Origin of the sequence: Pseudomonas sp. ACM7 (assembly GCF_004136015.1) — a bacterium.
In the GTDB taxonomy this organism is placed as follows: domain Bacteria; phylum Pseudomonadota; class Gammaproteobacteria; order Pseudomonadales; family Pseudomonadaceae; genus Aquipseudomonas; species Aquipseudomonas frigoris.
Window position 1 is genome coordinate 5245231 of record NZ_CP024866.1, and the last position, 22684, is coordinate 5267914.

Below are 22684 nucleotides of genomic sequence, written 5' to 3' on the forward strand. Positions count from 1 at the left end.
GCCGACTGCCCATGTCGACGAGACTTCGGTCGCCGAAGGCGGCACCGTCAGTGGCAACGTGTTGTGGAACGACGTCGGCGGCGCCGATGGCCTCGCCGCAGGGGGCGCGGTAGTCGGCGTGCGTGCCGGTTCCGACACTTCGACCTCAGCCGTTGGCGGCCTCAACACTCAGATCAATGGCACCTACGGTTACCTGACGCTGGACGCCAACGGCAANGCNGTCTACCACAGCAACCCGAACGCCGTGAGCGGNCNCGGGGCGACCGACGTGTTCACCTACACCGTGCGCGATGCCGACGGTGACCAAAGCACCACCACCATCACCATCGACGTGATCAACAGCTGCATCCGAGCGGTCAGTGACAGCGACGTGACCGTCTATGAAAAAGCCCTCGACCTGAACCAGGACGGTCAGGATCTGGCGGCCGGAACCGTCACCGGGAGTCAGCCGGGTCTCACGGCTGAAACCGCCAGTGGCACCCTGGTCGGCTCCGTCACCGGTGCCAGCGGTGCGATCACTTACACACTGGTCGGCAGCGCCACTGGCACCTACGGCCAAATCCTGCTCAATCCCGACGGCACCTACACCTACACGCTGACATCGGCGCCAAGCACCACGCCGCACGCCGACGATGGCGCGAATACCCTCAGCGAAAGTTTCACTTACAAAGCCACCGACGCTCTGGGCCATTCAACCACCAGCACCATCGTGGTCAAAATCGTCGATGACCTGCCGACCGCCAACCCCGACGCGGCCTCGGTAGCGGAGGGCGGCATCGTCAGTGGCAACGTGCTGGCGAACGACTTCAGCGATGCCGATGGGATTGGGGTGGTCGGCGTGCGTGCCGGTTCAGACACCTCGACCTCGGCCATCGGCGGCCTGAACAGCCAGATCAATGGCACCTACGGTTACCTGACGCTGGATGCCGCGGGCAACGCCGTCTACCACAGCAACCCGGACGCCGTGAACGGTCCCGGTGCGACCGACGTGTTCACCTACACCTTGCGCGATGGCGATGGCGACGAGAGGACCACCACCATCACCATCGACGTGAACAATAGCTGCATCAGCGACAACGACCAGGCCAGCTCGGTGTTGACGGTCATTGCGAACGCGCCACCGGTGGCGGTTGATGATCACATCATCACCAACGTGCTGTCGGGCAGCATTGTGGTGCCGGGCGAGTTGCTGCTGGCCAATGACACCGATCCGAATGGCGATCCGCTGACTGCTTCGCCGACCACCATCAGCACCGGTTGGATTGCCAAAGGCGCGGACTTCACCGGCACCAATCAAAACTTCAGCTTCACCGGCGGTAACGCGCAGGCGGTGACCCTCGCCCGCAGTGCATTCGTCGCCAACACGACAGCCATGACGGCGGTGTTGGTAGTCAGCGGGGCGCTGGGAGCGGTCAACAACCCCCACGATGAGGACCGCATCACCGTCGACCTCAAACAGGGTGAAACCCTCAACCTGGATCACAATCTGGCGGCCGGTCATGTCGCCATGGAGTACTCAATCAACGGCGGCGCATGGATCGCCCTCGGGGACGGGCAAACCCTCACCGCAACGTCGGACAGCACCTACCAGATCCACATCACCAACATCGACAACGGTGGTCCGGGCAACAGCGGGAAGGGGGCGGAAAACTACCAGCTGACCATGACCGTCAACTACGCCGGTGCCCACGACATCACGCCAGATGCCCACGGCACCTACGCCGCCAACGACAACCATGGCGGCAGCGACAACGCCGCCGTGACCATCACCTATCAGGACGGCCACACCCTCACCGGCACGGCGGGCGATGATGTACTGGTGGCGGGCGCCGATAACAACGTGATCAATGCCGGCGACGGCAACGACGTGCTCACCGCCGGTTCCGGCAACAACGAAATGCACGGCGGCGCCGGCAATGACTTGCTGTACAGCGGAGCGGGCAACGACCTGCTCGACGGTGGCACCGGCGTCGACACCGCGAGCTATGCCCACGCCACCGCCGGGGTCACGGTCAATCTGGGCGTGCTCGGTGCGCAGAACACCGTGGGCGCCGGCACCGACACTCTGACCGCGATCGAAAACCTCACCGGTTCCAACTTCAACGACGCCCTCACCGGCGACAACCACAGCAACATCATCAACGGCGGCCTGGGTAACGACATGCTCAACGGTGGGGGCGGCGACGACTTCCTGATTGGCGGTCTGGGCAACAACACCCTCACCGGCGGCAGCGGTGCCGACACCTTCCAGTGGCTCAAAGGCAACAGCGGCCACGACGTGGTCACCGACTTCACGCCGGGCATCGACAAACTCGACCTGTCGCAACTGCTGCAAGGGGAAAACAGCACCGCGGCGTCGCTGGATGACTACCTGCACTTCAAAGTCACCGGCAGCGGCGCTTCGGTATTGACCAGCATCGACGTCAGCGCCATGGCCGGTGCGGCGCCGAACCAGACCATCGACCTGGCGGGTGTGAACTTGGCCAGCCATTACGGCGTGACGCCGGGGGCGGGTGGGGTGATTGCGGGGGGGCACGATACGGCGACTATTATCAACGGGATGTTGAATGATCATTCGTTGAAGGTGGATACGGTGTGATCTGAAACGACAAAACCCGCCATCCCTGTGGAAAGAGATGGCGGGTTTTTTGGTGTTTGTAGGTTCGTCGTTCAGTTCGGAATCCATCCCTCACCCTAACCCTCTCCCAGAGGGAGAGGGCACTGACCGGGCGTGGCTCAAGTTATGAAACACACTCAAAAACTTGAGTTCCACACGATTTTTTCAGGTCAATGTAACTCGACCAAACAACTTGGGCCGGTAAATAAATGCGTCCCCTTTTCCTCGCTGTTTCCGAAATTCCCTTGCACCACATGCAACAAACCTAAACTCCATTTACCTCGCACCAGCACTCGAGTTTTTCGCGCTCGGCATCATCCTGTAGCGAGGGCCCGAGCACGGGTAGTACATTAGTCGCTTTTTCTAGAGACCAAAGGTGAAATCACATCCAAGCGTGCGATACCTGCTTTCGAGAACGAAAGATAGGCAACTCTTCCAGGTTCTCCGGTTATTTCAAGCGGCACATTTCCCAGATGAGCACCACTAGCATTATAAAAGCTCACGTACTGGCCACTTTTTTGCACGCCGGCATAGTAAAAGCTGACTCTTGAATAGGTAGATCTGAACGTGAGTCTGCCAAGTTTGGCTGCTGAGAACACTAAAGATCTATTGCCAAAAGCCGGCGAGTAACCAGTGGTGGTATACATCACAATGCCAGACGTTGGAGCATGAGCCGATACCCACCAGGCTGTTGACATCCAGCACGTTGCCCACCGCACCGTCGATAGCTGGCGTGGGCAAGGCACCATCCTGGTTGGGAATGCTCTGCACGTTCAGCGAAAAGGGTTGCGAGGGTTGCGATTGGCCGTTGCGCGTAACGGTGTAGCTGATGGTGACCGGCTTGCCCAGGTTAAAGGCAATCACCGACACCGGTACCGGAATCTCAAGACCGATACTGCTGATGGGGGCCGCCGTGATGGTGTGCGAACCGTCGACCGGGGTGCCGGCAGCGCCGGTCCAAGTCACGCTCAGCATAGGGCGGGTTACCGCCAGGGCGGTACTGTTAGCATCACCACTGCTTGATCGATGTGGGTGGCATGGTCGTAGCCAAAAACAAGGAAACGGGTTCGATCGGTTAACCGATCAGGTTTAACGAGGGAAACACCCTGCCGTTAAAAAGGCAGGGTGGGTAGCTTTGGGATATTGACGTAGNACCGGCTAATGGAGGTCCCCGGATTTCCTCCATCCGTTAAAAACCGATCGTATTACAGAGGCCTGAGCCAGTAGTAACTATGAAACTCCANGTCATCTCCCGGAATNNTGGACGCCACACCTACTCCTATCCTCCATGGCCCGTCGGCGTCAGGGAACCTGAGTGCGTCCGTACCCGTTCGGTGCGGGTAGTTGGGTGAAGGATAGGGGTATGGGTAGCTGGGGCCGCATAACCATCCGCCGACAATATGGATTACCGTCGTGTATTTCGTGCTAACGGCTTGGAGGAATCCAGGGTAATGGGTGGGAGAGGTGCCTTGGGCGGAGGACATTAATCCTCTGACAATACTTATCCGAATGGGAGGTTCCCCCTTGCTATGATGACCTTGTATGATGAAATTGTTGGAACAAGTGATGCTGATACTTTTTTGACGACCCGCGGCATCACCGACTTTGATCGTGGTTGATCCGTTACGCAGGCCAATGATGAGGCCCGTGTTGTCGACGGAGGCTATAAGAGGATTGTCTGAGGAGTAAGTGTAAGGTTGGGTGCCTCCCGAAGCGCTACGCCGCTGGGTCGTTCCGGCTGGATGATTTCCGCTAGGGAACCAATTAAATGTCGGATCAGCGGTAATGTTGAGCCCATTCAGGATCACGGGTGATGTATCCACGACGAGCTCTGCGCCGACGGTAAAGGTCCGTGCCNCCGANGTTACGCCACTGCCATACAACGCTTTGGCGGTGATGCTGTGANNCGCCACNCTCAGCGCAGACACCTTCAAGGTCCAGACCCCTGTGGTCAGGTCAGCCGTCGGCTGGCCTTTGGAGTCGGTGCCGTCGAGCACATCGACCTTTTGACCTCTGCTGGCGGTACCGGTCAGGATCACCGTTGTTTCCGTGGTGGTGGTGTTATGGGGAATCTCGACACCGCTCAGATCGCCTTTGACCGAGGTGATGGTCGGCGCCACGACCGCCGTGACGGTAAAGGTCCGCGCCGCCGAGGTTACGCCACTGCCATACAACGCTTTGGCGGTGAAGCTGTGAGCCGCCACGCTCAGTGCAGACACCTTCAAGGTCCAGACCCCTGTGGTCAGGTCAGCCGTCGGCTGGCCTTTGGAGTCGGTGCCGTCGAGCACATCGACCTTTTGACCTCTGCTGGCGGTACCGGTCAGGATCACCGTGGTTTCCGTGGTGGTGCCGCCGTGGGGAATCTCGACACCGCTCAGATCGCCTTTGACCGAGGTGATGGTCGGTGCCACGACNGCCGTGACGGTNAAGGTNCGCGCCGCCGAGGTTACGCCACTGCCATACAACGCTTTGGCGGTGATGCTGTGAGCCGNCAGGCTCAANCCGGGGANATCCAGCGTCCAGACACCGGTCGTTGGGTCGGCGATGGGTTCGCCTTTGGGGGTCGCACCGTCCAGAATCTGGACCTTNTGACCTCTGCTGGCGGTACCGGTCAGGATCACCGTGGTTTCCGTGGTGGTGCCGCCGTGGGGAATCTCGACACCGCTCAGATCGCCTTTGACCGAGGTGATGGTCGGTGCCACGACCGCCGTGACGGTAAAGGTACGTGGCGGTGCTGAAACCGGGTGCGGGTTGCCGTAAAGGCCCTCGATAGTGATGCTGTGATTTCCAACGGTGGTGCTATAGGACACTGTTGTCCAATCGCCGTTGCCATCGACTGGTCGCGTACCCTGTGGATTACCGTGATCCAACACGGAGACTGTCTGGTTATTGCTCGCCTTGCCGCTCAGCGTCAGAGCGGTATCGACGGTGATGCCACCCTCGGGAACAGGCCCTCTGGAGTCCGACACGGTGGTAAGGGTGGGGGTAATCAATGCCACCGCTCTGATGGTATAGGTGCGTAGCGGGAAGGTCACCGCCGTAGCGGTATCGGCCACCCTATCGAAGTTCACCCGGAAGGTGACCTTTAGCTCGCTGCCGTCCTTGAGCGTTTTCAGCCAGTCCCTGGGAGCCAGCGCGATCAGCCCTGACGACGTAGAATGCACCGCGCCGGCCCAGACGACCCATTCGGTCGATGTGCCGTTATCCAGGATACCGTCATAGCGCAGCCAGACGTTCTGCCTTGCAAGCTGAAACGGCCATTGAGCCACCCGCAGATTCTCAGTGCCTACCAGGCTGTTGACGTCCAGCACGTTGCCCACCGCACCGTCGATGGCCGGCGTTGGCAAGGCGCCATCCTGGTTGGGAATGCTCTGCACACTCAGCGAGAAGGGCTGTGAGTCTTGTGGCCTATTCGTCCCTCGAGTTACGGTGTATTTAACCGTCACCGGCTTGCCCAGGTTAAAGGCAATGACCGACACCGGTACCGGGATCTCAAGACCGATGCTGCTGATGGGGGCCGCCGTGGTGGTGTGCGAACCTTCGGCCGGGGTGCCGGCAGCGCCGGTCCACGTCACGCTCAGCAGGTCGGTGGGTAGCAGGACGCCCTGAGGGACCACCACGGTGAGGGAGTCTTTGGCGGCGATGGGGTTTAGGTTGTTGTCGACGGTTTCTTTAACGGAAGGCGGATTCAGCATGAGGGCTGATTGGACGGTAAAGGTCCGCGCCTCCGAGGTTACGCCACTGCCATACAACGCTTTGGCGGTGATGCTGTGAGCCGCCACACTCAGCGCAGACACCTTCAAGGTCCAGACCCCTGTGGTCAGGTCAGCCGTCGGCTGGCCTTTGGAGTCGGTGCCGTCGAGCACATCGACCTTTTGACCTCTGCTGGCGGTACCGGTCAGGATCACCGTGGTTTCCGTGGTGGTGTTATGGGGAATCTCGACACCGCTCAGATCGCCTTTGACCGAGGTGATGGTCGGCGCCACGACCGCCGTGACGGTCAAGGTCCGCGCCGCCGATGATGCTCCAGCGCCATACAGCGCCTTGGCGGTAAAGCTGTGCGCCGCCACGCTCAGGCCGGTGATGGTCTTGGACCAAATCCCCGTCGTTGGATCCGCAATGGCTTCCTCCTTGCGCACGCCGCCATCCTGGATCTCGACCTTCTGCCCTTTGCTGGCGGTGCCGGTCAGGGTCACCGCGATTTCCACGGTGGTGCCACCCGGAGGAATCTCGACCCCGCTCGGATCGCCTTTCACCGACTCGATGGTCGGCGGATCCAGACTCACCGCTTCACCCACCACAAACTCCAACACATTCGAATAACTCGTCTCATTCGTCGCCGCGCGCCAGATCCGGTAACTCGCGCTCACCTTTTTCCCACGATTGGGTTCGATATATTCAGCCACGAACGCCGCGTTGAGAGAGAAAGGCACGTCCTTGTCCTTGGACAGCGCAGTGAGGGGGATCGAGTCTTCCTTCTTGCCGGTCACTTCGCCGGTCCAGGTGTAGGTCACCACATCCTTGGCCTGGGTCGGTTTCGCGACGGGCCGCGGCGCGGTCAGTTTGCTCACGCCGCCAGGCAGGTCCTTGGGTTCCAGCCTGCCGTCCTTCTCGCCGAGGACGATGGGTTTGACCAGTTCGAACTGTGGCTCGCCAACGTTCAGCAGCGAGGTGCGCACGGATTCACGCCTGACGATCGTGCCGTCTTCCTCACTGAGCAGGGTGTACCACAACTCCAGCGTGCCGCCTTCGAGGGTCTTGAGGTGTTTGCCCTCGACGGTGACGAGGAAGCCCTCGGGATCCTTGGCTTCCTCATCGCTGGGAAAGAACCACTCCAGTTCCGGGTCGTAAATAGTCTGATCGGGCCGCTTGCCGAACCATTTGAGCTCGATCACCATGCCGGCCTGGATGAGCGGGTCAAACGGAATGCGAATGCGGGTGTTCGGCAGGTCAGGGTCGAGCGCGCCGTTCTGTGCGTCCTCAGCAATGGGCGCCGCGAGGCGTTTGGGTTCGCCGACGATGTTGATGAAGCGACCTTTGGAGCGCTGGATGATCACGCCCGCGCGTTCCAGTTCGTAGGAAAACACCCCTTGGGTTTTCGCCAGGGCCCGGGCGGCGGCGTTGGACAGCAGTACCTCGACCACCGAGGGCACGTTATTGATCGTTTCGTGGACCTTGATGTCGATGGTCTCACCCTCAAGGGTGGTGCCCTTGAGGTTCATGATGATGACATCGCCCACCTTGAACTCGGTGGACGACGCCGCCCAGACCTGCAAAATCAACTTTTCATCGCCCAGCGTGTCGAGGTCAAGCTCGTTGCCGTTGGCCTGTTTGAGGATGGGCGCATCCAGCCGCGAGTTGCCGGTGTCGACGACGATGCGCGTTTCCTTGCACCAGTCTTCGGACTGGTTGTGCACCCGGTCACGCACTATGAACGTGACGGCCAGGCCTTCGAGGCCGGAGTCCCCGGCTGCGAGGATGGTTTGTTCGTCGACGTGGACCTTGATCGGGTTGTTCGCCGGGGCGTCGATCTGCGCCTGGGTGACCGGCGCCGACAGCACCAGCTTGCCGCCCCAGCTCGCCGTGATCACGTCGCCCAGCGCAATGTTGGGGTAAGGCAGGCTGGAGCCGCTGCCGGGTTTAGCCTGGATGAGGATGTCGACGCCGTTTTTGGCGCTGTCCTTGTCCACGCCATCCTGGACGATCTCCGCCGGCTCGAAGGTCATGTACAGATTGGAATGCCCATAGTCCGGGTCCGTGTCCTGGCCGCCGGGAATGTCGAGTTTGACGTAGAGCTTGAGCGGCGGGGTGAAGGGTTCGGGTTGCTGATGCAGCCGCGTCACCCGGTAGGACAGTTCCCATGGCCCTGTCTGCAGGCGGCCCGGGGCGACGAACAGGGTGGCGCGCTCGGTCAGTTCGACGGGGGCGCTGATGGTGTGTTGATCGACCACGTTGTTGTTGAGCAGCAGCTCGACCTTGTCGCCCAGGTTCTTGTTCGACCAGATCGGGATCTGGACCTTCAGGCCCTGGTCCGGAAAGTTGAGCTGGGCGGCGGCGAGGTTGATGCCCCAATCCTCAGCCGGTGGCCGGGGCTTGAGGGCGCCGGGGATTTCCGGGGCGAGCAGGGCTAGCGGGCTGAGGTTTTTCAGGGCTTGGACGAGCATGGCGGGCACTCCGGTCGGTGAGAGGCGATGGAGTGATTTAAGGCTGGAGGCGGGAGGGTTGGCTACTGTCAGAAATAACAGGTAAGAGGGTTTGTCGGACGAGTGGTAGGGCTGCGGGTGGCTGCAGATTGGCTCGTAACGCCAAAAGATTGCAGGCTGCGAGCTTTTGATTTTTCCATTGAAAACACCGCTCCCGGTCAATGCATAAAACCCGCCGCTACAGACCGCTTCCTTGCAAATTGCATGGCCATTGGAAGTTCAAACTTTATAACTTATTGAAAACCAGCGATTTATTTAAAGTTGGCGAATGGCACGGTGACTGCAATTCCTCCGTTGAAGAGTTGTAACACCATCTTTCCTGCCTGGAGCGATATAACAATGAATAGATCCTCTGATGGTTTCTATCCTGCCCTCGAAGAAACCAGCACGCTCTCTGGCGTGTCGTGGGGGGCGATCTTCGCGGGGGCCGCTGCGGCGGCGGCGTTGTCGTTGATTCTCGTGCTGCTCGGCTTTGGCCTGGGTTTTTCGGCGGTGTCGCCGTGGGCCAATGAAGGGGTGAGCGCCAAGGGCCTGGGCATTTCAACGATTGTCTGGCTGGCGGCTACGCAAATCGTGGCTTCCGGGCTTGGCGGTTACATCGCCGGTCGTCTGCGGGTGAAGTGGGCGTACATGCACGGTGATGAGGTTTACTTCCGTGACACCGCCCATGGCTTTCTGGCCTGGTGCGTGGCAACGCTGGTGACGGCGACGCTGGTGGTCGGCTCGGTCAGCAGCATTGTCAGCGGTGGCGTGCAGGCCGGGGCGAGCATGGTCGGTGGCGCCGCGAGTGCCGCGACTCAAGCAGCCGGCACGGCTGTCGGCAACACTGACAGTGACCAGTACGGTTATTTCGTCGACAGTCTGTTGCGCGATGATCGCCCGGCGGCGGTCAGTGATGACGCCGTTCATGGCACCGTGACACGCATCTTCGTGCGCAGCCTGAGCAACGACGGTCAACTGGCTGCCGAAGACCGCACCTACCTGGCGCAACTGGTTGCCCAACGGACCAACCTCACTCAAGCGGACGCGGAACGTCGCGTTGATGAAGTGTATGCCCGCACGCAAAAAGCCGTGGCCGACGCCAAACTCGCCGCCCGACAAGCCGCCGACACCGCCGCCAAAGTCGCTGCCTGGACTTCGCTGTGGATGTTCATTGCGCTGCTGATCGGTGCGTTTTTCGCCAGCCTCGCTGCAACCTTTGGCGGCCGTCGTCGGGATGCCGTGGTGTATCTGGAATCCGACGCTAACGTGACCACCACTTCACTGCCTGTTCGCTAACCCCAGGAGAACTACCATGCGCTCATTACTGCTGTTCTTTCTCGGCGTACCGATCCCGATCATCATCCTGATCGCCCTGTTCATGCACTGACTTACGCTGGGGCACATGCCTCTGCCGCTTCTGCCTCGGGTAGAAGCGGCGTTTCGCGTTTTTTTGGGGGGGGGACAAAGCCAAAAGATCGCAGGCTTCGCCAGCTCCTACAGGGATCCGCATACATCCGTAGGAGCTGGCGCAGCCAGCGATCTTTTGATCTTCAAACCATCATTCGATCGGTGTACTGACGAAATCCTCAAGCCCCTCGGCATACGCCGTAAACGCACTGATCTGTGGAAACCGATTCACATCCACCTGATCCGGCACCACCAGATTGGTGAAACTCCACGCCACCGCCAACGTAATCCCGTCTTGAGCAATCGTCCCGTCAGTCTTCAGCGGCTGCATTTCCAGCTCCCGCTCCAGCGCCGAATAGGCTGCCGCCAGTTGCCCTTCGACCCGCTCCACCCACGGTTCAAACTGAATCTCCGCTGGCCGCAGGTTGCGTTCGTAGTAGAGCTGCACGGACTTTTCGCACGCCGCCAGCCCCAGGCCGATCAGGCGCAACGAGCGCAAGCGCTGCTTCAGGTCACTGGGCATCAGGCTGTTGCCAGGACCGGCCAAGGCTTCGAGGTAGTCGAGGATCAACGTCGAGTCGATCAACACCTCGCCGTCGTCCAGCACCAGGGTGGGCGCCTTGACCACCGGGTTGATCTGCTGGAACTGCTCGAAATGCCGAAACACCGAAACCGACTGGTGTTCCAGTGGAATGCCAAGGCGTTTGGCGGAGATGGCGACGCGCCGCACATAGGGTGAATCCAGCATGCCGATCAGCTTCATTGAACCGCTCCTTCAGATGTCCATTTCGGGATGGACAACCTTAGTCTAGCTTCAGCGAGCTGCAAACGGCGTGCTGCTAATCCTCGAAGCCGACCTGTTCGTGAATCTCATCGACCTTCAACTCCAGCCGATACGCCACGGCAATAAACAACGCCTGGCACAGGCACAGCGTCGCACTCAACGAACGGAAGGCAAACGAACTGCCTTCGTTGACCAGCAGCACGGTGTTGGCGCGTTTGGCCAGGGGCGAGAGGTTGCTGTCGGTGATGATCAGGGTTTTGGCCTGATGGTGCTGGGCGATGCGCAGGCAGTGCTGGGTTTCCTTGCCGTAGGGCGTGAAGCTGATGGCGATCACCAGGTCATTGGCGCGCACGCTGCGCATCTGCTCGCGGTAGCTGCCGCCGAGCCCCGAAACCAGATGGATGCGCTTGTTGGTGTGTTGCAGGTTGTAGACCAGGTAGTCGGCCACCGCGAACGAACGGCGCACGCCGACCACGTAGATATTGTCGGCATTCACCACCAGGTCGACGGCCTTGTCGAAGGCCTGGTCATCGAGTTCCAGCCCCAGCCGTTCGATGCCCGACAGGGTCGCATTGATGCACTCGCGCGCCAGGTCGCCGCCGCTGGCCTTCTGCGACTTGTTGGCGATCATGCTGCGAATTCGCTGCTGGTAGTTCTGCACCGGCGTGGTCTTGTGGGTATAGGCCTCGCGGAACAGCGCCTGCATCTCGCTGAAGCCACTGAACCCGAAGCGCTGGGAAAACCGCACGATCGCCGACGGGTGCACTTCGCACTCGCGGGCGATGTCGCTGATGCGGTCGACCATGATCCGGTCGCTCTGCTGGCTCATGTAACTGGCGATGCGTTTGAGCTGGCGCGGCAGGCTTTCGTATTCGTTGGTGATCAACTGCAGCAGACGCTCGGCATTGATCGGGGGGCTGGCGAGATCGCTGTCGGGCGTGCTCTCGGTCGTCGCCGGCTGATCGGTGCGGGTCATAAGGAATCCTTCTGGCTTGTTCTTATAGGGAGGACAGATGGCGTCATCCCCTGACAATAGGTTGGCTGTGCGCAGTCTACAGGGTAGGCCGGAATAAAATCTTGAGCTTGCGGTCAGTACGAGGTGTGCTGAAACGATGCACTGCCTCTGGAACGCTTGCACCCAAGTTTATTGGAAAAAATATTCCACGTAAAAAATATTTGGAATAATTATTGATTGTTCGGTCCCGGACGTTTTAGTCTGCATCCACCAAGAGTGTTCGGCGCGGCCATCGCCCCGAACGCAGGCTGATAAAAATAACAGGAGCCAGCATGGGCCAGACTCGTTTTGCCAGTGGGCGTCAATTGGATCTGATTTGCCTGGGGCGCCTAGGCGTCGACCTCTATGCGCAGCAAGTCGGAGCGCGGTTGGAAGATGTTTCAAGCTTCGCCAAATACCTCGGCGGGTCGTCCGCCAACATCGCTTTCGGCACGGCTCGGCTGGGCCTGAAATCGGCGATGTTGAGCCGGGTAGGGGACGACCACATGGGCCGCTTCCTCGTTGAATCCCTGACCCGCGAAGGTTGCGATGTCAGCGGCATCAAGGTCGATCCGGAGCGCCTGACCGCCATGGTCCTGCTGGGCCTCAAGGATCGCGAAACCTTTCCTTTGGTCTTCTACCGCGAAAACTGTGCCGACATGGCGCTGCGGGCAGAAGACATCAGTGAAGCCTTCATCGCTTCCAGTAAAGCCTTGCTGATCACCGGCACCCATTTCTCCACCGACGGCGTCTACAAGGCGAGCATCCAGGCGCTGGATTACGCCGAGAAGCACAACGTCAAACGGGTGCTGGACATCGACTATCGCCCGGTACTCTGGGGCCTGGCCGGCAAGGCCGATGGCGAAACCCGCTTCGTCGCCGACCAGAACGTCAGCCAGCATGTGCAGAAAATCCTCCCGCGTTTCGACCTGATCGTCGGTACTGAAGAAGAGTTTTTGATTGCCGGTGGCTCTGAAGATTTGCTCACCGCACTGCTCAATGTTCGGCGCGTGAGCGCTGCGACCCTGGTGGTCAAGCTCGGCCCGCAGGGTTGCACGGTGATTCACGGGGTGATCCCGGCACGTCTTGAAGACGGCGCCATTTATCCCGGCGTTCGGGTGGAAGTGTTGAATGTGCTGGGGGCCGGCGATGCCTTCATGTCGGGCTTCCTCGCCGGTTGGCTGGAGGACGCGAGCGACGAGCGCTGCTGTCAGTTGGCCAATGCCTGCGGCGGTCTGGTGGTGTCGCGCCATGCCTGTGCCCCGGCCATGCCGACCCGCGCCGAACTCGACTATCTGTTTAACAGCCCGGTGCCGATTACCCGGCCGGATCAGGACGCGGTGTTGCAGCGTCTGCATCAGGTCAGCGTGCCGCGCAAACAGTGGAAGCAGCTGTTCATTTTTGCTTTCGACCATCGCGGGCAACTGGTGGAACTGGCGCACAAGGGCGGCCGCGACCTGAACGCCATCGGCGAACTCAAGCAACTGTTTATCAAAGCCGTGGAGCGGGTCGAAGCCGATTTGCGCGAGCAGGGCATCGAGGCCGATGTCGGGCTGCTGGCCGATCAACGTTTCGGCCAGGACTCGCTGAACGCCGCCACCGGTCGCGGCTGGTGGGTGGCGCGTCCGGTGGAAGTGCAGGGCTCGCGGCCATTGGCCTTCGAACATGGTCGCTCCATCGGCAGCAACCTGATCGCCTGGCCGCAGGAACAAATCATCAAGTGCCTGGTGCAATTCCACCCTGACGATGAGCCGTTGCTGCGTCTGGAACAGGAAGCGCAGATCAAGGGTTTGTACCAGGCATCGCAGGTCAGCGGTCATGAACTGCTGTTGGAAATCATCCCGCCCAAGGATCACCCGTCGACGCATCCGGACGTGCTGTATCGCGCCCTCAAACGCCTCTACAACCTGGGCATTTACCCGGCGTGGTGGAAGATCGAAGCGCAGAGCGCCGAGGAGTGGAAACAACTCGACGAGCTGATTCAAGAGCGTGATCCGTACTGCCGAGGCGTGGTGTTGCTGGGGCTGAATGCACCGGCAGCAGCACTGGCCGAAGGGTTTCAACAGGCCCGCCAGAGCCAGACTTGCCGTGGGTTTGCAGTCGGCCGGACGATTTTTCAGGAGCCGAGCCGCGCGTGGATGGCCGGTGAAATCGACGATGAAGCGCTGATCCGTCAGGTGCAGGGCACGTTCGTTGAATTGATCGATGCCTGGCGTACGGCACGGAGCTGAACATTTTCAATGTGTGAACACTGAACCTGTGGGAGCGAGCTTGCTCGCGATGGGGCCTTCAAAGGCGCCAAAAGCATCGCGAGCAAGCTCGCTCCCACAGGGTTTAGTGCCGCATTCAATGGTTAGGTAAAACAATAAAAGGTGCAGCCATGCCCGCTATTCGAATTGGCATCAACCCGATCTCCTGGAGCAACGACGACCTGCCGTCCCTCGGTGGCGAGACGCCGCTGAGCACCGCCCTGAGTGAAGGCAAGGAAATCGGCTACGAAGGTTTCGAACTCAATGGCAAGTTCCCCAAGGATGCCAAAGGCGTCGGTGACGTGCTGCGGCCATACGACTTGGCCCTGGTGTCCGGGTGGTATTCCAGCCGTCTGGCCCGCCGCTCGGTGGCCGAAGAAATCGACGCCATCGGCAGCCATGTCGAGCTGTTGGCGAAGAACGGCGCCAAGGTGCTGGTGTACGGTGAAGTCGCCGACTCCATTCAAGGCCAACGCATTCCGCTGATTGAACGCCCACGTTTCCACACCGAACGCGCCTGGCAGGAATACGCCGACAAGCTCACCGAACTGGCGCGCTTCACCTTGTCCCAAGGCGTACGTCTGGCCTACCACCATCACATGGGTGCCTACGTCGAATCCCCGGCCGACATCGACAAACTGATGGCGCTGACCGGCAGTGAAGTCGGCCTGCTGTTCGACTCGGGCCATTGCTACATGGGTGGCGGCGAGCCGTTGCAGGTGCTGCGCAAACACATCGAACGCATCTGTCACGTGCATTTCAAGGACGTGCGCAAACCGGTGGTGCAACTGGCCCGCAACAATCTGTGGAGTTTTCCGGACTGCATCATCAACGGCACGTTCACCGTGCCCGGCGATGGCGACATCGATTTTGGCGCTTTGCTCGATGTGCTGCTGGCTGCTGGTTACCACGGCTGGCTGGTGGTCGAAGCCGAGCAGGACCCCGCGGTGGCGCCGAGTTATGTCTATGCCAAAAAAGGCTATGACACCCTGCGTGCGCTGCTCGACGAGAGGACTGCATTATGAGCCTGCTGGTCAAAAGCAATGCCCGTGGCCGGACCATGGTCGAGCTGGGCAAAGGTGAGCTGGAATACGTCGGCTTCGCCGCTTACCGCCTGAGTCTGGGCGAAACCCTGCCGGTGTCGGCCGGTGATAAAGAACTGTGCCTGGTGCTGCTCAGCGGCCGGGTCAGCATCAAGGGTGAAGCGCCGGGGCAGGGTGCGTTCGACTGGGACAACATCGGCGATCGCCAGTCGGTGTTCGAAGGCAAATCCCCCTTCGCCGCGTACTTGCCACCCGGCAGTCAGGCGCAAGTGGTCGCGCTCAGCGATGTGCAAATCGCCGTGTGCTCTGCGCCTGGATTCACTACTGAAGCTAAAAGCGAAAAGATCGCAGCCTTCGGCAGCTCCTACAGCCCACGGTTGATCAAACCCGACACCATGAAACGCAGCGTGCGCGGCAAAGGCGCCAACACTCGTTACGTCTGCGACATTCTGCCGGACACCGAGCCGGCCCATTCGCTGCTGGTGGTAGAAGTGCGTACGCCGTCGGGCCACTCGTCGAGCTACCCGCCGCACAAGCACGACACCGACGATTTGCCGCACCAGAGCTTTCTCGAAGAAACCTATTACCACCAGATCAACCCACCCCAGGGCTTCGTGTTCCAGCGGGTGTACACCGACGATCGCAGCATCGATCAGGCCATGGCCGTGGAAAACAGCGACCTGGTCGTCGTGCCCAAGGGCTACCACCCGGTCAGCGTGCCGTACGGCTACGAGTCGTACTACCTGAACGTGATGGCCGGCCCGAAACGTGTCTGGCAGTTCCATAACGATCCGCAGCACAGCTGGCTGCTTGATCTCTGAATTCCTACCTTTACACGGAGAACACGATCAATGAGCAACGCCCCGATCATCGGCCATTACATCCACGGTCAAGTGCAAGACAGCAACAGCGAACGGTTCAGCAACGTCTTCAACCCGGCCACCGGCAGCGTTCAGGCGCGCGTCGGGCTGGCCAGCCAGAAGACCGTAGACGAAGCCGTCGCCTCGGCGCTGAAAGCCTTTCCGGCCTGGTCCGAACAATCGTCCCTGCGCCGTTCGCGGGTGATGTTCAAGTTCAAGGAATTGCTCGACCAACATCATTATGAGCTGGCAGAAATCATCAGCCGCGAACACGGCAAGGTGTTTTCGGACGCCAAGGGCGAAGTCACCCGGGGCATCGAAATCGTCGAGTACGCCTGCGGTGCGCCGAACCTGCTGAAAACCGAGTTCAGCGACAACATCGGCGGCGGCATCGACAACTGGAACCTGCGTCAGCCGCTGGGCGTGTGTGCCGGCGTCACGCCGTTCAACTTCCCGGTGATGGTGCCGCTGTGGATGATCCCGCTGGCGCTGATCACCGGTAACTGCTTCATCCTCAAGCCGTCCGAGCGCGATCCGTCCGCCAGTTTGTTGATGGCGAAATTATTGAGCGAAGCCGGTTTGCCGGACGGTGTGTTCAACGTGGTTCAGGGTGACAAGACCGCGGTCGACGCGTTGCTGCAACACCCGGACATCGAGGCGATTTCCTTTGTCGGCTCGACACCGATTGCCGAGTACATCCACCAGCAAGCCACCTCGCGCGGCAAGCGCGTGCAGGCACTGGGCGGGGCGAAGAATCACATGATCGTCATGCCTGACGCGGATCTGGATCAAGCGGCGGATGCCTTGATCGGCGCGGCTTACGGCTCGGCTGGCGAGCGCTGCATGGCGATTTCGATTGCCGTGGCGGTGGGCGATGTCGGCGACCAACTGATTGCCAAACTGCTGCCGCGTATCGATCAACTGAAAGTCGGCAACGGCCTGAAGGGCGACAGCGACATGGGGCCGCTGGTGACCGCCGAGCACAAGGCCAAAGTCGAAGGTTTCATCGACGAAGGCGTGGCCCAGGGCGCGCAGCTGATTGTCGATGGCCGCAACTTCAAGGTGCCGGGCGCCGAGAACGGTTTCTTTGTCGGCGCGACGCTGTTCGACAACGTCACGACCGAGATGAGCATCTACCAACAGGAAATTTTCGGTCCGGTGCTGGGCATCGTTCGGGTACCGGACTTCGCCAGCGCCGTCGCGTTGATCAACGCCCACGAGTTCGGCAACGGCGTGTCCTGTTTCACCCGCGATGGCGGCATCGCCCGAGCCTTCGCCCGCACGATCAAGGTCGGCATGGTCGGCATCAACGTGCCGATTCCGGTGCCGATGGCCTGGCACTCTTTCGGTGGCTGGAAGCGCTCGCTGTTCGGCGATCACCACGCTTACGGCGAAGAAGGCATCCGCTTCTACAGCCGCTACAAAAGCGTGATGCAGCGCTGGCCCGACAGTATCGCCAAAGGCCCTGAATTCAGCATGCCGACGGCCAACTAATTCACCTGTGCGGAGAACAACAATAATGAGCAAACCCCTGCGTTTCGCCCTGAACCGTATGGTCGCCCCACGTTTGTCCCTGCCCGCGTTCATCGAGCTGGCGGTGACCCTCAAGGCCGACGCCATCGAAATTCGCAACGACCTTAAAGGTGTCGAGATCGAAGACGGCACCGCGCCCGAGCGTGTCCGTGACTTGTGTGCCGCCAACGGCATTACGGTGCTGTCGATCAACGCGCTGTATCCGTTTGATGTGTGGAATGACGAGCGTCGTGTGCAGGCCCTGAAGCTCGCCGCTTATGCCCGTGATTGCGGCGCTCAAGGGTTGGTCATGTGCCCTCTCAACGACCGTACCGACTCGCGTAATGAGGCCGCACGCGCTTCAGGTCTGCGTACGGCGTTGACTGAACTGGCGCCGATCCTGCGCGAACACGGCATTCTCGGTTTCATCGAGCCGCTGGGTTTCGAAGAGTGCTCGCTGCACCGCAAGCGCACGGCAGTGGACGCGATCAAGGCCATCGGCGGGCTGGATGTGTTCCGACTGGTGCATGACACCTTCCACCATCACCTGGCCGGCGAACATGAGTTCTTCCCCGAACTGACCGGGCTGGTGCACATCTCCGGTGTCGACGATGCCGAGGCACCGTTGGCGAGCATTCGCGACGGGCATCGGGTGCTGGTGGGCGAGGGCGACATCCTTGGCAACGCGGCGCAAATCGACACCTTGCTCAGCAGCGGATACAGCGGCTACCTGTCGTTCGAACCGTTTGCCGACAGCGTCCATGGCCTGGCGGATATCCAGCAGGCGATCGGCGCGAGCATGAATCACCTGCAAAAATCTTTGACCTGACACATCCCCCGTAGGAGCTGCCGAAGGCTGCGATCTTTTGATCTTGATCTTAAAAAGCAACATCAAAAGATCGCAGCCTTCGGCAGCTCCTACAGGGATCGGGTGTGTATTTGAAAGGATCGGTTATGACTACGACACGACTGACCATGGCCCAGGCCCTGGTGAAATTCCTCGATAACCAGTACATCGAGGTCGATGGGGTTCAAAGCAAATTCGTTGCCGGGATCTTTACCATTTTCGGTCACGGTAATGTGCTGGGCCTGGGGCAAGCCCTGGAGCAGGACAGCGGTGACCTGATCGTCCATCAGGGGCGCAACGAGCAAGGCATGGCCCACGCCGCCATCGGTTTTGCCAAGCAACACCTGCGGCGCAAGATTTACGCCTGCTCCTCATCGGTAGGCCCAGGCGCGGCGAACATGCTGACCGCTGCCGCGACGGCGACCGCCAACCGCATTCCCTTGCTGCTGTTGCCCGGCGATGTCTATGCCTGTCGCCAGCCGGACCCGGTGCTGCAACAGATCGAGCAGTTCCACGACCTGAGCATCAGCACCAACGATGCATTCAAGGCCGTGAGCAAATACTGGGACCGCATCAACCGTCCCGAGCAACTCATGACGGCTGCGATCCACGCCATGCGTGTGCTCACCGACCCCGCCGAAACCGGCGCGGTGACCCTGGCCTTGCCGCAAGACGTGCAAGCCGAGGCCTACGACTACCCCGATTACTTCCTGCAAAAACGCGTGCACCGCATCGAGCGTCGTCCGGCGACTGAAGCGATGCTCGGTGATGCGCTGGCGCTGTTCAAAGGCAAGCGCAAACCGCTGATCATTTGCGGTGGCGGGGTCAGATACTCTGGCGCCAATGCCGCGTTGCAGGCGTTTGCCGAGCGCTTCGATATTCCCTTCGCCGAAACCCAGGCCGGCAAGAGTGCGGTGGTGTCCAGTCACCCGCTGAACGTGGGCGGCATTGGCGAAACCGGTTGCCTGGCCGCGAACCTGTTGGCCAAGGATGCGGACCTGATCATCGGTGTTGGCACTCGCTACAGCGATTTCACCACCGCGTCGAAATCCCTGTTCCAGCACCCGGACGTGCAATTTCTCAACCTCAACATCAGCCCCTGCGATGCCCTGAAACTCGACGGTGTGCAACTGCTGGCGGACGCCTACGTCGGCTTGCAAGCCTTGGCTGAAGCCTTGGGCGATTACCGTTCTGCATGGGGCGATCAAACGCGTCAGGCCAAGGCGCAACTGGACGAGGAAGTCGACCGTATCTATCAGGTCGAATACCAGAGCAAAGACTTCATCCCGGAAATCAACGACCACACGGACCCGGCGGTGCTGCGCGAATTCATCGAGCTGACCGGTTCCTGCCTGACCCAGAGCCGCGTGCTCGGCGTGCTCAATGAAACCCTCGCCGATGACGCCGTGATCGTCGCCGCCGCCGGCAGTCTGCCCGGTGACTTGCAGCGCAGCTGGCGCAGCAAGGGCGTGAACACCTATCACGTCGAGTACGGCTATTCCTGCATGGGTTACGAGGTCAACGCCGCACTGGGCGTGAAACTCGCCGAGCCGGATCGCGAGGTCTACGCGCTGGTCGGCGACGGCTCTTACATGATGCTGCACTCGGAGCTGGCGACCTCGATTCAGGAGCGATGCAAGATCAACGTGGTGTTGCTGGACAACATGACCTTCGGTTGCATCAACAACCTGCAGATGGAACACGGCATGGACAGCTTTGGCACCGAGTTCCGTTTCCGCAACCCGGAAACCGGCAAGCTCGACGGCGGTTTCGTGCCGGTGGATTTCGCCATGAGCGCGGCGGCCTATGGCTGCAAGACCTACAAGGTGAACACCGTTGAAGAGCTGCAAGCTGCATTGGCCGATGCGCGATTGCAGACCGTGTCGACGCTGATCGACATCAAGGTCCTGCCCAAAACCATGATTCACAAATACCTGTCGTGGTGGCGGGTCGGCGTGGCGCAAGTCTCCACCAGCGCGCGTACCGATGCGGTCGCCAAGACCCTGAACGAACGACTGGCCAAGGCCCGTCAGTACTGATTGCCCCTGATACCAACAACAAAGTTTTCACAGGAGAATCTCCATGTCATTGCTCTCTAATTCACTGCGGATCGGCGTCATCGGCACCGGGGCCATCGGCCAGGACCATATCCGTCGTTGCAGCCAGACCCTGCTCAATAGCCAGGTAGTTGCTGTAACCGACATCAACTTGCAGCAAGCCGCGAAGGTCGTTTCCGACCTGAAACTGACCGCCGAGGTCTATCCCGACGGCCACGCGCTGATCAAGGCGCCAGAAGTCGAAGCGATCCTCGTCACCTCCTGGGGCCCGAGCCACGAAGAGTTCGTGCTGGCCGCGATTGCCGCGGGTAAGCCGGTGTTCTGCGAAAAGCCGCTGGCGGTCACCGCTGAAGGTTGCCGCAAAATCGTCGAGGCCGAAGTGGCCCACGGCAAACGCCTGGTGCAGGTCGGCTTCATGCGCCCTTATGACGAAGGTTATCGGGCACTGAAAGCAGTGATCGACAGCGGTCAGATTGGTGAGCCACTGATGTTGCACTGCGCGCACCGCAACCCGACCGTGGGTGAAAACTACAAGACCGACATGGCGATCACCGACACCCTGATCCATGAGCTGGATGTGTTGCGCTGGTTGCTCGATGACGATTACGTGTCGGTGCAAGTGGTGTTCCCGCGCAAGAGCAGCAAGGCCCTCGCGCATTTGAAGGACCCGCAGATCGTGCTGCTGGAAACCGCCAAGGGCACGCGTATCGACGTGGAAGTGTTCGTTAATTGCCAATACGGCTACGACATCCAGTGCGAAGTGGTGGGGGAGACCGGCATCGCCAAACTGCCGGAGCCATCGCAGGTTCAGTTGCGCAGCGGGGCGAAGTTGTCCAACGCGATTCTGATGGACTGGAAGGATCGCTTCATCGCGGCGTACGACGTCGAGTTGCAGGCGTTCATCGATGGCGTGCGGGCCGGGCAAGTCGGTGGGCCTTCGGCGTGGGATGGCTTCGCCGCTGCCGTCGCAGCAGACGCGTGCATCGAAGCACAGAACAGCGGCCAGATCGTCAAAGTCGCACTCCCAGACCGCCCACACTTCTACGGCTAACCCCCGATCCCCTGTAGGAGCTGCCGAGTGAAACGAGGCTGCGATCTTTTGATCTTGATCTTAAAAATCAAAAGATCGCAGCCTCGTTTCACTCGACAGCTCCACAGGGGGGCGGTGTCGAATTTGGGTGAAGGAGAACAATAAAATGCGCATCGCACTAGACCCCTACATGTACCGCACTTTGTCCCTGGGCAAGATGGTCGATAAGGTCGCCGAGCTCGGTTACGAACACATCGAACTCTCGCCCCGGGAAGATTTCCTGCCGTTCTACAAAGCACCTCGCGTCGACAAAGCGCGGATCAAGGAATTTCGCAAAGCCCTGAGCGACACCGGGGTCAAACTGTCTTCCTTATTACCGATGTACCACTGGGCCGCTGCCGACGAAGGCCTGCGTGTTGCCGCCGTACGCAACTGGAAACGGGCGATCCAGATTGCCGTGGAGATGGACTGCGAGCTGGTCAACACCGAGTTCACCGGGCAGTCAGACAACCCGCTGGTGTGCGAGAACCAGTTCATGCGCTCCATGGACGAGCTGATCCCGGAGTTCGAGCGCGAAGGTATCAAGCTGGATATCCAGGCTCATCCTTACGACTTCTGCGAGCGTAACAACGAATCGGTGGACATCATTCGCGGTCTGGATCGCGAGTGGATCAACTACCTTTACGCGGCGCCGCACACCTTCTTCTATGACGACGGCAAAGGCGATATTGCCTCGATGCTCAAGTATGCCGGGTCGAAGCTGAGCCACCTGATCATCGCCGACACCTACAACCACAAGGCTTCTTCCGGGTTGCGCTACATCGTCAACCCGCCGGGTGTCGTTGCCACCGTGCACCAGCATCTGGATATCGGTCAGGGTGAAGTCGATTGGGACGCGTTTTTCGGCACCTTGCGCGAGATTCAGTTCGACGGCATCGCCACGGTCTCGGTGTTTGCCTGGGAAGACCGGCCGGATGAATCCAACCGGATGATGCTTGAACGGGTCAAAAGCGAACTCTGTCGCTGACGACACCACAAACCCCTGTAGGAGCTGACGAGTGAAACGAGGCTGCGATCTTTCAAGATCAAAAGATCGCAG

General features: G+C 60.2%; 14 protein-coding genes. 10 read left to right on the forward strand and 4 right to left on the reverse strand.

Annotation, left to right across the window (positions count from 1 at the left end):
* A partial coding sequence (locus CUN63_RS24990) for an S-layer family protein (protein ID WP_129445153.1) occupies positions 1–2599 on the forward strand: 2599 nt, incomplete at its 5' end.
* 624 nt (positions 2600–3223) lie between these two features.
* On the opposite strand, the gene CUN63_RS24995 is transcribed toward CUN63_RS24990, so the two are convergent.
* Positions 3224–3592: a hypothetical protein gene (locus CUN63_RS24995; protein WP_129443377.1), complete on the reverse strand. Its 369-nt coding sequence runs from the start codon at positions 3590–3592 to the stop codon at positions 3224–3226.
* Between the two features lie 230 nt (positions 3593–3822).
* The gene (locus tag CUN63_RS25000; RefSeq protein WP_129443379.1) at positions 3823–8781 is read right to left on the reverse strand and encodes an Ig-like domain-containing protein; all 4959 of its coding nucleotides are present in this window, start codon (positions 8779–8781) and stop codon (positions 3823–3825) included.
* A 378-nt stretch (positions 8782–9159) separates the two neighbouring features.
* Between CUN63_RS25000 and CUN63_RS25005 the strand changes: the two genes are divergently transcribed.
* Positions 9160–10098 carry a hypothetical protein gene (locus CUN63_RS25005; RefSeq protein ID WP_129443381.1) on the forward strand — a complete coding sequence of 313 codons (939 nt, stop codon included), beginning with the start codon at positions 9160–9162 and terminating at the stop codon, positions 10096–10098.
* Between the two features lie 262 nt (positions 10099–10360).
* Here the strand turns inward: CUN63_RS25005 and CUN63_RS25010 are convergent, their stop codons facing one another.
* Positions 10361–10972, reverse strand: coding sequence for a glutathione S-transferase (locus CUN63_RS25010; RefSeq protein WP_129443383.1), 612 nt, complete (start codon positions 10970–10972; stop codon positions 10361–10363).
* Positions 10973–11048: 76 nt separating this feature from the next.
* Entirely contained in the window at positions 11049–11969 is a 921-nt protein-coding gene (locus CUN63_RS25015) for a MurR/RpiR family transcriptional regulator (RefSeq protein WP_033057626.1), read from the reverse strand.
* 311 nt (positions 11970–12280) lie between these two features.
* Here CUN63_RS25015 and iolC point away from each other — a divergent pair, with 311 nt between their 5' ends.
* From iolC to CUN63_RS25060, 8 genes are all read left to right on the forward strand, one after another.
* Positions 12281–14218 carry a 5-dehydro-2-deoxygluconokinase gene (iolC, locus tag CUN63_RS25020; RefSeq protein WP_129443385.1) on the forward strand — a complete coding sequence of 646 codons (1938 nt, stop codon included), beginning with the start codon at positions 12281–12283 and terminating at the stop codon, positions 14216–14218.
* Between the two features lie 149 nt (positions 14219–14367).
* Positions 14368–15261 carry a myo-inosose-2 dehydratase gene (gene iolE, locus CUN63_RS25025; protein WP_129443387.1) on the forward strand — a complete coding sequence of 298 codons (894 nt, stop codon included), beginning with the start codon at positions 14368–14370 and terminating at the stop codon, positions 15259–15261.
* Complete coding sequence (iolB, locus tag CUN63_RS25030) at positions 15258–16100, forward strand: 5-deoxy-glucuronate isomerase (protein WP_129443389.1); 843 nt, start codon at positions 15258–15260, stop codon at positions 16098–16100. The genes iolE and iolB overlap by 4 nt, the downstream gene beginning before the upstream one ends.
* A 30-nt stretch (positions 16101–16130) precedes the next feature.
* On the forward strand, positions 16131–17633 hold the full coding sequence (locus tag CUN63_RS25035; protein WP_129443391.1) for a CoA-acylating methylmalonate-semialdehyde dehydrogenase: 1503 nt from the start codon (positions 16131–16133) through the stop codon (positions 17631–17633).
* A gap of 25 nt (positions 17634–17658) precedes the next feature.
* Positions 17659–18480 carry a TIM barrel protein gene (locus tag CUN63_RS25040; RefSeq protein WP_129443393.1) on the forward strand — a complete coding sequence of 274 codons (822 nt, stop codon included), beginning with the start codon at positions 17659–17661 and terminating at the stop codon, positions 18478–18480.
* Positions 18481–18605: 125 nt separating this feature from the next.
* The gene (iolD, locus tag CUN63_RS25050) at positions 18606–20537 is read left to right on the forward strand and encodes a 3D-(3,5/4)-trihydroxycyclohexane-1,2-dione acylhydrolase (decyclizing) (RefSeq protein WP_129443395.1); all 1932 of its coding nucleotides are present in this window, start codon (positions 18606–18608) and stop codon (positions 20535–20537) included.
* 43 nt (positions 20538–20580) lie between these two features.
* Positions 20581–21606 (forward strand): Gfo/Idh/MocA family protein, encoded by a 1026-nt coding sequence (locus tag CUN63_RS25055; protein ID WP_129443397.1) that lies wholly within the window; start codon positions 20581–20583, stop codon positions 21604–21606.
* Positions 21607–21751: 145 nt separating this feature from the next.
* Positions 21752–22612 (forward strand): sugar phosphate isomerase/epimerase family protein, encoded by an 861-nt coding sequence (locus tag CUN63_RS25060; protein WP_129443399.1) that lies wholly within the window; start codon positions 21752–21754, stop codon positions 22610–22612.
* Positions 22613–22684: the final 72 nt, after the last annotated feature.

Coding starts and splice junctions, on each gene's coding strand:
- CUN63_RS24995 (WP_129443377.1), bottom strand. CDS start 3,592: ATGCTGAGCGTGACTTGGACCGGCGCTGCCGGCACCCCGGTCGACGGT.
- CUN63_RS25005 (WP_129443381.1), top strand. CDS start 9,160: ATGAATAGATCCTCTGATGGTTTCTATCCTGCCCTCGAAGAAACCAGC.
- CUN63_RS25010 (WP_129443383.1), bottom strand. CDS start 10,972: ATGAAGCTGATCGGCATGCTGGATTCACCCTATGTGCGGCGCGTCGCC.
- CUN63_RS25015 (WP_033057626.1), bottom strand. CDS start 11,969: ATGACCCGCACCGATCAGCCGGCGACGACCGAGAGCACGCCCGACAGC.
- iolC (WP_129443385.1), top strand. CDS start 12,281: ATGGGCCAGACTCGTTTTGCCAGTGGGCGTCAATTGGATCTGATTTGC.
- iolE (WP_129443387.1), top strand. CDS start 14,368: ATGCCCGCTATTCGAATTGGCATCAACCCGATCTCCTGGAGCAACGAC.
- iolB (WP_129443389.1), top strand. CDS start 15,258: ATGAGCCTGCTGGTCAAAAGCAATGCCCGTGGCCGGACCATGGTCGAG.
- CUN63_RS25035 (WP_129443391.1), top strand. CDS start 16,131: ATGAGCAACGCCCCGATCATCGGCCATTACATCCACGGTCAAGTGCAA.
- CUN63_RS25040 (WP_129443393.1), top strand. CDS start 17,659: ATGAGCAAACCCCTGCGTTTCGCCCTGAACCGTATGGTCGCCCCACGT.
- iolD (WP_129443395.1), top strand. CDS start 18,606: ATGACTACGACACGACTGACCATGGCCCAGGCCCTGGTGAAATTCCTC.
- CUN63_RS25055 (WP_129443397.1), top strand. CDS start 20,581: ATGTCATTGCTCTCTAATTCACTGCGGATCGGCGTCATCGGCACCGGG.
- CUN63_RS25060 (WP_129443399.1), top strand. CDS start 21,752: ATGCGCATCGCACTAGACCCCTACATGTACCGCACTTTGTCCCTGGGC.